This is a genomic window from Calidithermus chliarophilus DSM 9957 (genome assembly GCF_000430045.1).
In the GTDB taxonomy this organism is placed as follows: Bacteria; Deinococcota; Deinococci; order Deinococcales; family Thermaceae; genus Calidithermus; species Calidithermus chliarophilus.
In genome coordinates, this window is the sequence record NZ_KE387027.1 from 331027 (window position 1) to 342841 (window position 11815).

Consider the following 11815-nt stretch of genomic DNA (forward strand, 5'->3'; position numbering starts at 1 on the left):
TGAGTAATCGCAACCAGCAACAGCAGACGCCTCTGTGCTCATAGCGGTGTCGGTCCCACCCGTCCCCATTCCGAACACGGAAGTGAAACGCACCTGCGCCGATGGTACTCGGCCCGAAGGGGCCCGGGAGAGTAGGGCAGCGCAGTAGGTTTTTCCTTTTCTTTCGCCCCGCGCAGCGCCCCGCGCCGCGCGTGCGGGAGTAGCTCAGCCGGTAGAGCACAACCTTGCCAAGGTTGGGGTCGCGAGTTCGAGTCTCGTCTCCCGCTCCATTCCTGAACCACGGCCCCCCACCCTCGAGGGTGGGGGGCCGTTTTGTTTTAATCTACGGCCTACCCTGGTAGAATCCCCATCATGTCCCCGCTGGTCGGTGTGATTATGGGCTCTAAATCGGACTGGGAAACGATGCAGCACGCCGTGGACACCCTCGAGCGCCTGCAAGTCCCTTATGAAGTCAGGGTGGTGTCGGCGCACCGGACGCCGGACCTGCTGTTTGAATATGCGCAGACCGCGGAGGAGCGGGGCCTCGAGGTGATCATCGCGGGGGCCGGTGGGGCGGCCCACCTGCCCGGAATGACGGCCTCCAAAACCTCCCTCCCGGTGCTGGGAGTCCCGGTGCAGTCGAAGGCCCTGAACGGGCTGGACTCGCTGCTGTCGATCGTGCAGATGCCGGCAGGGATTCCGGTCGGAACCCTGGCGATCGGGCGGGCGGGAGCGGTCAACGCGGCGTTGCTGGCGGCTAGCATTCTGGGGAATAAGCACCCGCAGATCGCCCAGGCCTTAAAAGCCTTCCGGACCCGGCAGACCGCCGAGGTGCTCGAGCACGCCGATCCCCGGCTGTAGGGCGAGGATCGCCTTCGCCTGATCATATAAACCCCACAAACCTATCAAATTGGGCTAGAGTTCTAGTACCGCATGGTGAAGGTTCAAGTGGTGAGATGAATATTCATTCAGGGGTGTACGGGCTATGGCTAGGGGGAGCCCTCTCGCTAGGCTGGGGAATGATCCACCTCGCCCGGAGCCTGCCGTCGCTGGCGCTCTCGGACCTGCTGCTCGTGGGGGTGGGGCTGTTCCAGATCTATCTGGCCCGGGGCTGGCCCAAACCCCTGTCCGGCCCTGAGAACCCCACGGTGCTGCGAACCTTGACCGCGGAGCGCTACCAGCTCTTCATCGAGAATTTCCAGGGCATCGCTTTCCAGGGCGACCTCGACACCCTACGGCCCATCCTGCTCGGCGGCCAGGTGCGGCAGATCACCGGCTACGAGCCGGAGGAGTTCCTGGCCGGGCAGGTCGACCTGTTGCGCCTGCTGGCCCGGCGGGACCTGCCACGGGTGCGCCGCGAGATGACGCGGCTGCTCCAGGACCCGGAGCATGGCGTAGACGTCGAGTTCCGCATCCGCCTTAAAGGGGGCGGCGAGCGTTGGGTGCGTCTGGTGGCGGGCCGGGCAGCCACCGCACGGGGGCACCGCTTCGTCCAGGGGGCCTTTTACGACATCCACCCGCGCAAGGAGGCGGAGGCGGCGGCCCTGCGCAGCGAGGCCATGCTGCGGCAGATCAGCGACACCATCCAGGACGTGGTGCTGCTGGTGGACCAGGAGGGGGTCATCCAGTACGTCACCCCCTCGGCGGAGGCGGTGCTGGGCTTCAGCCCGGCCCAGATGCAGGGGCACTCCAGCCTCGAGTACGTCTCCCCCGAGGTCTACCGGATGGCGCTGGAGGGCGGGCGGCAGGGAAAGGCCCTGACCCTCGAGCTCCAGCACCGCCGCCCGGACGGGCGGGAGGTCTGGCTCGAGACGCGCCTGAGCTACCGCTACGACCCCCAGGGGCGCCTCAGCGGCATGGTGGTGGGGATCAGCGACATCACCGTGCGCAAGGGGGCCGAGGAGGCGTTGCGGCAGAGCGAGCAGACCCTGCGCCAGATCACCGACGCCATGACCGACATGGTGATGCTGCTGGGCCTCGACGGGGTGGTGCGCTACGTCACGCCCTCGGTGCGCGGCGTGCTGGGCTACGACCAGGCCGAGCTGGTGGGGACGCAGGCCGAGCGGCTGGTCGAGCCTTCGGACCTGCCCGAGCTCGAGCGGCAGGGGCGGCGGGCCCACGCCGAGGGCCGCTCGTACAAGGTGGAGTACCGCTGCCGCCACAAGCAGGGGCACTTCGTCTGGCTCGAGGCCACCGTGGACTTCGCGCGGGACGCGGGCGGCGAGCCGGTGAGCGTGGTGGTGGGCGCGCGGGACATCAGCGAGCGCAAGCGGCAGCAGGCCTACGTGGAGTTCATGGCCTTCCACGACGAGCTGACCCAGCTCCCCAACCGCCGGGCGCTCAAGCAGCAGGCCGAGCTCGCGCTCGAGGGCGCCCGCTCGAGCGGCCAGCCGCTGGCGCTGCTGTACTTCGACCTCGACAACTTCAAGGCGGTCAACGACACCCTGGGTCACGACGCGGGCGACGAGCTGCTGGTGGAGATCGCCGGGATGCTCGCGCGCCAGTTGCGCCCCGGCGACCTGCTGGCCCGGCTGGGCGGCGACGAGTTCGCCTGCCTGCTGCCCTCCACCGACCCCGAGCAGGCCCGCCAGATCGCCGTCCGCATGGCGCGGGCGGTGCGGGGCACCTTCACCCTGCGCAAGCAGGCGGTGGGGCTGGGCGTGAGCGTGGGGGTGGCCTCTTTCCCCCACGACGGCCAGAGCTTCGTGGAGCTGCTCAAGGCCTCGGACATCGCGATGTACCAAGCCAAGGAGTCGGGCGGCCGGGTGGTGGTGTACGAGTCGGGGAAAAGCCCCTACACCCACGAGCGGCTGCGCCTGGAGGCCGAGCTGCGCGAGGCGGTGGAGCGGCACGCCTTCGAGTTCTACTACCAGCCCTTCCTGCGGCTCGCCGACGGCCGGGTGGACGAGGCCGAGGCCCTGCTGCGCTGGCGCAACCGGGGCGAGGTGGTGAGCGCCGCCGACTTCATCCCCCTGGCCGAGGAGACCGGGCTCATCGGGCAGATCGACCAGGCGGCCTTCTCGCTGGCGCTGTGGCAGTTGGTGCGCTGGCAGCAGCAGGGGCTGCCCTACGGGCTGTCCATCAACATCTCGGCCCAGTCGGCCGCCCGCACCGGCGCCCTGACCGAGCTCAACCACCTGGTGCAGCACGGGGGCCTCGAGCCCTACCGCCTGACCCTGGAGATCACCGAGAGCGCCCTGCTGCGCGACCCCGAGGAGGTGCGCGCCGCGCTGCTGGAGCTCAAGGCGCTGGGGGTGCGGCTGGCGATGGACGACTTCGGCAGCGGCTACGCCTCGCTGGCCTACCTGCGCCAGTTGCCGCTCGACCGCATCAAGATCGACCGCAGCTTCATCACCCACTTAGGCTCCAGCCGCCGCGACGAGAAGCTGGTGCGGGCGGCCATCGACCTGGGCCACAGCCTCGAGGCCGAGGTGCTGGCCGAGGGGGTCGAGACCCTCGAGCAGCTCCAGTGGCTGCGGGAGAACGGCTGCGACCTGGTGCAGGGCAACCTGATCGGGTTGCCCGCACCCCTGGAGGCCTGGTACCCCAGCCCGGTGGCGCTGGGCCGGTTGCACCTGGCCCTCACCCCGCGAAAACCCAGCGCCTTAGGGTAAACTGCCTTTTCGTGATCGGGGTTCTGGGCGCTGGACAGTTGGGCCGGATGCTGGCACTGGCGGGCTACCCGCTGGGCCAGCGCTTCCGTTTTTTCGACACCGTCGAGGGGGCCGTGGCCGGGCACCTGGCCGAGCTGCGGGTGGGGGCCTACGACGACCCTGAAGCCCTCGCCCGCTTCGCGGAGGGGCTCGAGCTCGTGACCTACGAGTTCGAGAACGTGCCCGTGGCCGCCGCCCGCTCCCTGGCCGAGCGCGTGCCGGTCTTCCCGCCGCCGCAGGCGCTCGAGGCCGCCCAGGACCGGCTGGCGGAGAAGACCTTCTTCCAGGGCCTGGGCATCCCCACCCCGCCCTTCTACCCCGTGCTCACCCGCGCCGACCTGCTGGAGGGCGTGGAGCGCACCGGCTTCCCCTGCGTGCTCAAGACCCGCACCCTGGGCTACGACGGCAAGGGTCAGCAGGTGCTGCGCGGGCCGGAGGACGTGGAGGGGGCCTGGTCCCGCCTGGGCGGGCCGCCGCTGATCCTCGAGGGCTTCGTGGCCTTCGAGCGCGAGCTCTCGGTCCTGGCCGTACGCGGGCGAAGCGGGGAGCTGGCCTTTTACCCGCTGGTCGAGAACCACCACCAAGGCGGCATCCTGCGTAAGAGCCTGGCCCCCGCGCCCGGCCTGACCCCCCAGTTGCAGGCCCAGGCCGAGGACTACGCCCGGCGGGTGCTGGAGCGGCTCGAGTACGTGGGCGTGCTGGCCATCGAGCTCTTCGAGGTGGAGGGAGGGCTCATCGCCAACGAGATGGCCCCCCGGGTGCACAACTCGGGCCACTGGAGCCTCGAGGGCGCCGAGACCAGCCAGTTCGAGAACCACCTGCGCGCGGTGCTGGGATTGCCGCTGGGCTCGACCCGGGTGCGCGGCCACGCCGCCATGCTCAACCTCATCGGCGTCCGGCCCGACTTCGCCCGAGTTCTGGGGGTGCGGGAGGCCCACCTGCACTGGTACGGCAAGGAGGTCCGCCCGGGGCGCAAGGTGGGCCACGTCAACCTGCGCGCCGATTCCTGGGAGGAGATCCGGGCGCGGCTGCAAAGGCTGGAGTGGATCGTGAGCGAACGGCAGTAGGCGACGGCCGGGCGGGCGCCCTTGCGCTATGCTCGAAACCTTCTGCCCGCCGAGCGCCTCGAGGCGATGGAGCGGCTGGGCTACGAGCACCTGGGCGAGAACGGCATCCCAGGCCGGGAGCACTTCCGCCGGGCGTCGGGCCTGGCTCGAGCGGCTGGCCTGAGCCGCTGGCGGCGGCGCTTGACAGGGGCCGGGCGGATCGTTATGTTTGTGACGTAATAAAAGGAGTCCGAGATGAATTTGACCGAAACGCTATGGCGGCACGGCATCGCGACCCACGCCCTCGACACCCTCCTGGAAAGCTCGGACGTCAGCGTTCAAGCCCTGCCGGTCCGGGGCAACGAGGCCCTGGAACTGTGGACCCGGCTGCGCGACCTCTTCCCCCAGACCGGGCACTGGCCGCTGGTGCTCGGCGACGACGAAGAACTGGGCTTTCACCGCGACCAGCTCGGCTTCAAGCAGCAGGACGGCCTCACCACCCACGACCTGCTCGAGCAGGCCCGCTCCATCGACCCCCAGGCCTGGTTCGCCGAGCGGCGGGCCCAGGAGTACGGGGCGTGGCTGGAGGAGCTGCGCGGGGCCTGGCCCCTGGCCCAGCCCGGCCACAACAGCATCCTGAGCTTCAACGACCTCTTCAGCGGCAAGCCCAAGGCGCGCCTTCACCTGGCGCTGATCCCGGTCGAGGCCCCCTGGCAGATCCCGGCGGTGCTGGGGATGGGCGGCTGGAACGAGTGCCCCGAGGCCGCCGTGCAGGTGGCGCTGTGGCGCTACTGGCACCAGCGCCACGGCAGCGAGCCGGTGTGCCTGACCCACGACGTGCTCGAGACCCGCGTGGGCCAGCCCCCCGCCACCCGCGAGGAAGCCTTGCGCCTGGCCGAGGAGCAGTTCGTGTACTGCCCCGACATCGTGACGCAGGGCGTGGAGACGGTCTCGAGGCTCGCCGCCACCCTCCTGAACAGCCGCTACTGGTACTTCTGGTGGGACTAGCGGATAGCATGGGGCATGGACCTGCTCTCCACCCTGGCCCTGCACGGCGCTGAGGCCGAGAAGCCCCTCAACGACCCGGTCTCGCTGCCCATCTACCAGTCGGCCTCCTGGACCTTCCGCGACCTCGACGAGGTGGACGCGGTGTACGAGGGGAGGCAGGCCGGGACCATCTACGGGCGCAACGGCACGCCCAACCACCGGGCGCTCGAGGCCCTGTTCGCCGCCTTGCACGCCGCCGAGGCCGCCATCGCCTGCGCCAGCGGGATGAGCGCTTTGAGCGCGGCTTTCCTGGGCTTGCTGAGGTCGGGCGACAAGGTGGTGGCCTCGCAGGACCTCTACGGCAGCACCCTGGGCGTGCTGCGCGACCTGGGGCGCTTCGGGGTGCGGGTGGTGACGGTGGACCTCGCCGACTCGGAGGGGACGGGGCGCGAACTCGAGGGGGCGCGGCTGCTGGTGCTCGAGACCTCCTCCAACCCCCGCTTGCGCGTCCCCGACCTGGCCCGCCTGTCCGAGCTGGCCCACCGGGCCGGGGCGCTGGTGCTGGTGGACAACACCTTCGCCTCGCCCTACCACTGCCGCCCCCTCGAGCACGGCGTGGACGTGGTGATGGAGAGCCTGACCAAGTTCATCGGCGGCCACTCCGACGTGATGCTGGGCGGGCTGGCGGGCCGGAAGGAGGTGCTCGAGCCTGTCCGGGCGGTGGCGGTGCGGATGGGCTTCGTCTCCAACCCCCACGAGTGCTGGCTGGGAGTGCGCGGCGCTCACACGCTCGAGCTTCGCATGCAGCGGGCCTCGGCCAACGCGCTCGAGCTCGCCCGCTTCCTCGAGGCCCACCCCAAGGTGCGCCGCGTCCACTACCCCGGCCTGCCCTCCCACCCCGACCACGAGACCGCGAAGAGGGTGCTGGGGAACGGCTTCGGCGCGATGCTCTCCTTCGAACTCGAGCCCTCCCGCGCCGCCGTGAACGCCCTGCTGCACCACCTCGAGCACGTCCGCATGGCCTTGAGCCTGGGCGGGGCCCACACCACCCTCTCCCACCCCGCCACCAGCTCCCACCGCTTCCTCCCCCCCGCCGAACGCGAAGCCCTCGGCCTGCACGACGGCTTCCTGCGGATGTCGGTAGGGATCGAGAACCTGGAGGACTTGCGGACGGACTTGGAGCGGGGGCTGGGGGCGGTGTGAGGCAGGAGTTTCCCAGCCCTCCCAGAGGGGGAAGCTGTCAGCTATCAGCCGTCAGTTCGTGGTAAACCCCACCCCTTCTCTACACGCGTGTGGGGAGGGTTTATCCCCCCTGGCCCCCCTTGCTAAGGGGGGAACAAGGCGTCTTGCGTCTTGCGTTTTGCGTTTGGCGTGATGCGTACGACGTACGACCCGGGTTCGGCCATCAGCTATCAGCTATCGACCATCGACCATCGACCCAAACGCCCCCTCGAGCCCCTCCAGCGCCTGCGCCACCACTTCGGGCGTGTGGGCCGCCGAGGTGAAGCCGGCCTCGAACTGGGAGGGCGCGAGGTAGACGCCGTGCTCGAGGGCGGCGTGGAAGAACTTCGCGTAGCGCTGCACGTCGCTGGTCTTGGCCGAGGCGTAGTCGCTCACGGGCTCTTCGGTGAAGAAGAAGCCGAACATGGTGCCGGCCTGGTCGGTCTGGAGGGGAATTCCGGCTTGCCGGGCCAGCGCGGCGATGCCCTCGATGAGGGTGCGGGCGGCTTCGGCGGCGGCCTCGAAGACGCCGGGGCGGGACCACTCCTCCAGCGTCGCCAGCCCGGCGGCCATCGCCAGGGGGTTGCCGGAGAGGGTTCCGGCCTGGTACATGGGGCCGGCCGGGGCCACCCACTGCATGATCTCCCGCCGCCCGCCGTAGGCCCCCACCGGCAGGCCACCGCCGATCACCTTGCCCAGCGTGGTGAGGTCGGGCTCGACGGCGTAGTGGGCCTGGGCCCCGCCCAGCGCCACGCGGAAGCCGGTCATCACCTCGTCGAAGATCAAGAGGGCGCCGTGTTCGCGGGTGAGGCGGCGCAGGCCCTCGAGGTAGCCCGCCTTGGGGCGCACCAAGCCCATGTTGCCCGCGACGGGCTCGAGGATCACCGCCGCGATCTGCTCGGGGAAGCGGGCGAAGAGCTCCTCGAGCGCGGCCAGGTCGTTGAAGGGTAGGGTCAGGGTGTCCTGGGCCGCGCCGCTGGGGACGCCGGGGCTGTCGGGCAGGCCCAGGGTGGCCACGCCGGAGCCGGCCTGCACCAGGAGCATGTCGCTGTGGCCGTGGTAGTGGCCGGAGAACTTTACGATCTTGTCGCGCCGGGTGAAAGCCCGCGCCAGCCGCAGGGCGCTCATGGTGGCCTCGGTGCCGCTGCTGACGAAGCGCAGCATCTCGACGCCGGGCATCAGCTCGGCGACCTTGCGGGCCAGGCGGGTCTCGAGCTCGGTGGGCGCGCCGTAGCTGGTGCCGAACTCGGCCTGGGCCTGCACGGCCCTCACCACCGCCTCGGGGGCGTGGCCCAGCACCAGCGGGCCCCAGCTCATCACGAAGTCGGTGTAGCGGTTGCCGTCCACGTCCCACAGGTAGGGGCCCTTGGCCCGGGCGATGAACACCGGGGTTCCGCCCACCCCGCGGAAGGCCCGCACGGGCGAGTTGACCCCGCCGGGGATGAACCGCTGGGATTCTTCGAACAGCGCCTTGGAGCGTTCGTGGTTGAGTTTGGTCATAGTTGAAAGTCAAGGGTCAGGGCGTATTGTGTTTCGCGTTCGGCCATCGGCGTTCGGCGTTCGACGTAAGACGTACGACGTACCACCCTCACCGCACGACCCCCTTCGCGCTGAACTCGTGCACGAAGTCGGCCAGGCGGGCCACGTTGTCGGGCGGGGTCTGGGGCAGGATGCCGTGGCCGAGGTTGAAGATGTGGCCCGCGCGGCCCGCGGCCTCCTCGAGCACCGCCCTAGCCTGCCGTTCCAACTCCTCCCAGGGGGCCTGGAGGAGGAGGGGCTCGAGGTTGCCCTGGATGGCCCGGTCGTGACCGATCTGGGCCCAGGCCTCGTCGAGGCCGATGCGCCAGTCCACGCCCACCACGTCGCTGCCCAGGGCGCTGATCGCGCGCAGCAGCGTCCCGGTGCCGGTGCTGAAGTAGATCACCGGCACCCCGCTCTCCTTGGCCGCCGCGATGAGGCGGGCGTTGTAGGGGGCCACGAAGCGGGCGTAGTCGCGCGGGGAGAGCGCCCCGGCCCAGGAGTCGAAGACCTGCAGCGCGGCGCAGCCCGCCTGGGCCTGGAAGAGCAGGTAGTCCTCGAGCACGTGCACGAGCTTGTCCATCAGGCCGGCCCAGGCCTCGGGCTGGTGGTACATCAGCCGCTTGGTCTTCTCGTAGTTGCGGCTGCCCCCGCCCTCCACGGCGTAGCTGGCGAGGGTGAAGGGCGCCCCCACGAAGCCGATGAGCGGCAGGCCGCGCCCGTCGAGCTCGGCGGTGACGAGCCGGATGGCCTGCGCGGTGTAGGGCATGGCCTCGGCGGCGGACGGGGTCATGAGGCGCTCGACGTCGGCGAGGCTGGCGATGGCGTTGCCGATCACCGGGCCCTTGCCCTCCACGAAGTCGAGCTCGAGGCCCATCCCGATGAGGGGGGTCAGGATGTCGTTGAAGAGGATGGCGGCGTCGAGGTCGAAGGCGTGGATGGGCTGGAGGGTGATCTCGGCGGCCAGCGCGGGGTCCTGGATGGCGCCCAGCATGGTGGTCTTGGCCCGCAGGGCGCGGTACTCGGGCATGTAGCGCCCGGCCTGGCGCATGAACCACACCGGCGTGGCGTCGGTGGGCTCGAGGCGGGCCGCCTTGAGGAAGCGGGAGTTGCGTACGGATTCGTTCATGGGTTATCCCTGGTTCAGCCAGCGTGCGGCGTCCTTGGCGTGGTAGGTCAGGATCAGGTCGGCGCCGGCGCGCTTGAAGGCGGTGAGGGTCTCGAGCACCACCCGCCGCTCGTCGAGCCAGCCGTTGGCCGCCGCCGCCTTGACCATGCTGTACTCGCCCGAGACGTTGTAGACGGCCAGGGGCAGGTCGAAGGCCTCGCGCACGCGGCGCAGCACGTCGAGGTAGGGCAGGCCCGGCTTGACCATCAGCACGTCGGCGCCCTCCTGCACGTCGAGGCCGGCCTCGAGCAGGGCCTCGCGGGCGTTGGCGGGGTCCATCTGGTAGGAGTGGCGGTCGCCGAAGGCCGGGGCGCTGTCGGCGGCCTCGCGGAAGGGGCCGTAGAAGCCGCTGGCGTACTTCACCGCGTAGGACATCACGCCGGTCATGGCGTAGCCGCCCTCATCGAGCGCGGCGCGGATGGCGGCGATCATGCCGTCCACCATCCCGCTGGGGGCCACGAGGTCGGCCCCGGCCTCGGCGTGGGAGACCACCACCTTGCCCAGCACCTCGAGCGTCGCGTCGTTGTCGAAGCGGCCCTCGCGGATCACGAAGCAGTGGCCGTGGTCGGTGTACTCGCACAGGCACACGTCGGTGATGACCACCAGCTCGGGCACCGCCTTCTTGATGGCCCGGATGGCCTGCTGCACGATGCCGTCAGGGGCGAAGTTCTCCAGGCCGACGGGGTCCTTGTGCTGCGGGAGCCCGAAGAGGATGACCGCGGGGATGCCCAGGCGATAGACCTCCTGGGCCTCGGCCACGGCCTCGTCGACCGAGAGGTTGAAGACCCCCGGCATCGAGCCGATCTCGCGGCGCACGCCCTGCCCGTGGACCACGAACAGGGGGTAGATGAAGTCGTCGGGGGCGAGGGGGGTTTCGCGCACCATGCGGCGCAGGCCGGGGCTGGCCCGCAGGCGGCGTAGGCGTTGGGCAGGGAAGGGCATTCTTAGACCTCCGCGAAGACTTGCTCGAGCGCCTCGAGCAGCCCCGAAGCGCTCTGGGCATCGGCTACGCAGTCTACCCCCAGCCCGCACTGCCGCGCAGCCTGGGCCGTGGTGGGGCCGATGCAGACCACCCTGGGCGGGACGACGCCGGGGACCAGGGCCACCCAGCCGCGCACGCTCGAGGGGCTGGCGAAGACGGCGGCGTCGAAGCCCTGCCGCAGCTCGGCGCGGGCCTGGGGGGTGGGCCGGGCCAGCACGGTGCGGTAGACCGGGATCTGCCGCACGAAAGCCCGGTCGGCCTTGAGGCCCTCGGGGAGCTCGCCGCGGGCCTCCTCGGCCCCCAGCAGCAGGAAGCGCTGACCGGCCAGGGGGCCCAGGGCGCGCAGGGCCTCGAGCAGCCCCTGCGCGCTCGACTTCCCGGCCACCAGGTCGGCCTTCAGGCCGTAGGGCTCGAGGGCCTGGGCCGTGGCCGCCCCCACCACCCCGATGCGGGTGCCGGGGCTGAGGGCCAGCCCGGTCCCGGCCAGGTACTCCAGCCCGTAGCGCACGCCGTTGGCGCTGGTGAACAGCAGCCAGTCGTAGTGCCGGAAGTGCTGGGGGGCGGCGCCGGGCTGGGAGGGGGGGAGGGGCTCGGTGGCGACGGTGGGGAAGAGCACGGGGACGGCTCCGGCCTGCTCGAGCAGCGCCCGCAATTCCCCGCTTTGCTCGAGGGGGCGGGTGATCACCACCCGCTTGCCCCTCAGGCCCACGCGCCCTCCAGCAGGCCGGCGGCCCCCTGGGCCAGCAGGGCCTCGGCCAGCGCGGCGCCCAGTTGCTCGGGGTCGCCGCCCTCGAGGGCGTGGGTGAGGCTTTGGCTGCCGTCGGGCCGCAGCACCCGCCCCCTCAGGCGCAGCAGGCCGTTTTCCTCCACGGCCAGCGCCCCCACCGGCAGGCTGCAGCCCGATCCCAGCGTGCGCAGGAAGGCGCGTTCGGCCTCCACCGCGCGGCGGGTGGGCGGGTGGTCCAGCGGCCGCAGCAGCTCGAGCACCGCCTCATCCCCGGCGCGGGCCTGCACCGCCAGGGCCCCTTGGGCGGGGGCGGGGAGCACCACCTCGGGCGGCAGGATCTCGCTGACCTGGCCCTGCAGACCCAGGCGCTCGAGCCCGGCCAGCGCCAGCAGGATGGCGTCGTAGGGGCCGCCGGGGTCGAGGGCCTTCTGGATGCGGGTGGGGACGTTGCCGCGCAGGCTCTCGATCCGCAGGTCGGGGCGGGCCGCCCGCAACTGCGCCGCGCGGCGCGGGCTGCTGGTGCCCACCGTGGCG

At 71.0% G+C, this 11815-nt stretch carries 11 protein-coding genes, 1 tRNA gene and 1 rRNA gene; 8 read left to right on the top strand and 5 right to left on the bottom strand.

Annotated elements, in window-relative coordinates:
* The first annotated feature begins 30 nt into the window (after positions 1-30).
* The 8 genes from rrf to MEICH_RS0118705 all read left to right on the top strand — a co-directional run bounded on the left by rrf (position 31) and on the right by MEICH_RS0118705 (position 6868).
* Positions 31-148 (top strand): 5S ribosomal RNA (rrf, locus tag MEICH_RS0118670).
* A gap of 45 nt (positions 149-193) precedes the next feature.
* Positions 194-269, top strand: a tRNA-Gly gene (locus MEICH_RS0118675).
* Between the two features lie 82 nt (positions 270-351).
* Positions 352-840 (top strand): 5-(carboxyamino)imidazole ribonucleotide mutase, encoded by a 489-nt coding sequence (gene purE, locus MEICH_RS0118680; protein WP_027893845.1) that lies wholly within the window; start codon positions 352-354, stop codon positions 838-840.
* A 158-nt stretch (positions 841-998) separates the two neighbouring features.
* Complete coding sequence (locus MEICH_RS27415; protein WP_051304350.1) at positions 999-3593, top strand: sensor domain-containing protein; 2595 nt, start codon at positions 999-1001, stop codon at positions 3591-3593.
* A gap of 11 nt (positions 3594-3604) precedes the next feature.
* Positions 3605-4699, top strand: a complete 1095-nt coding sequence (locus MEICH_RS0118690; RefSeq protein ID WP_027893846.1) for a 5-(carboxyamino)imidazole ribonucleotide synthase — start codon at positions 3605-3607, stop codon at positions 4697-4699.
* 21 nt (positions 4700-4720) lie between these two features.
* Positions 4721-4918: a GrpB family protein gene (locus tag MEICH_RS29875; RefSeq protein WP_157202905.1), complete on the top strand. Its 198-nt coding sequence runs from the start codon at positions 4721-4723 to the stop codon at positions 4916-4918.
* 15 nt (positions 4919-4933) lie between these two features.
* A complete protein-coding gene (locus MEICH_RS27420; protein WP_027893847.1) occupies positions 4934-5686 on the top strand; it encodes a DUF4253 domain-containing protein in 753 nt (250 codons plus the stop codon).
* A 15-nt stretch (positions 5687-5701) separates the two neighbouring features.
* Positions 5702-6868, top strand: coding sequence for a trans-sulfuration enzyme family protein (locus MEICH_RS0118705; RefSeq protein WP_027893848.1), 1167 nt, complete (start codon positions 5702-5704; stop codon positions 6866-6868).
* A 213-nt stretch (positions 6869-7081) separates the two neighbouring features.
* On the opposite strand, the gene hemL is transcribed toward MEICH_RS0118705, so the two are convergent.
* The 5 genes from hemL to hemC all read right to left on the bottom strand — a co-directional run.
* Complete coding sequence (hemL, locus tag MEICH_RS0118710) at positions 7082-8386, bottom strand: glutamate-1-semialdehyde 2,1-aminomutase (protein WP_027893849.1); 1305 nt, start codon at positions 8384-8386, stop codon at positions 7082-7084.
* A gap of 88 nt (positions 8387-8474) precedes the next feature.
* Positions 8475-9533: a uroporphyrinogen decarboxylase gene (gene hemE, locus MEICH_RS0118715; protein ID WP_027893850.1), complete on the bottom strand. Its 1059-nt coding sequence runs from the start codon at positions 9531-9533 to the stop codon at positions 8475-8477.
* A gap of 3 nt (positions 9534-9536) precedes the next feature.
* Positions 9537-10514, bottom strand: coding sequence for a porphobilinogen synthase (gene hemB / locus MEICH_RS0118720; RefSeq protein WP_027893851.1), 978 nt, complete (start codon positions 10512-10514; stop codon positions 9537-9539).
* 2 nt (positions 10515-10516) lie between these two features.
* On the bottom strand, positions 10517-11263 hold the full coding sequence (locus MEICH_RS26080; protein ID WP_051304351.1) for a uroporphyrinogen-III synthase: 747 nt from the start codon (positions 11261-11263) through the stop codon (positions 10517-10519).
* On the bottom strand, positions 11254-11815 hold a 562-nt coding region (hemC, locus tag MEICH_RS28185), incomplete at its 5' end, for a hydroxymethylbilane synthase (RefSeq protein WP_036219726.1). The genes hemC and MEICH_RS26080, both read right to left, overlap by 10 nt.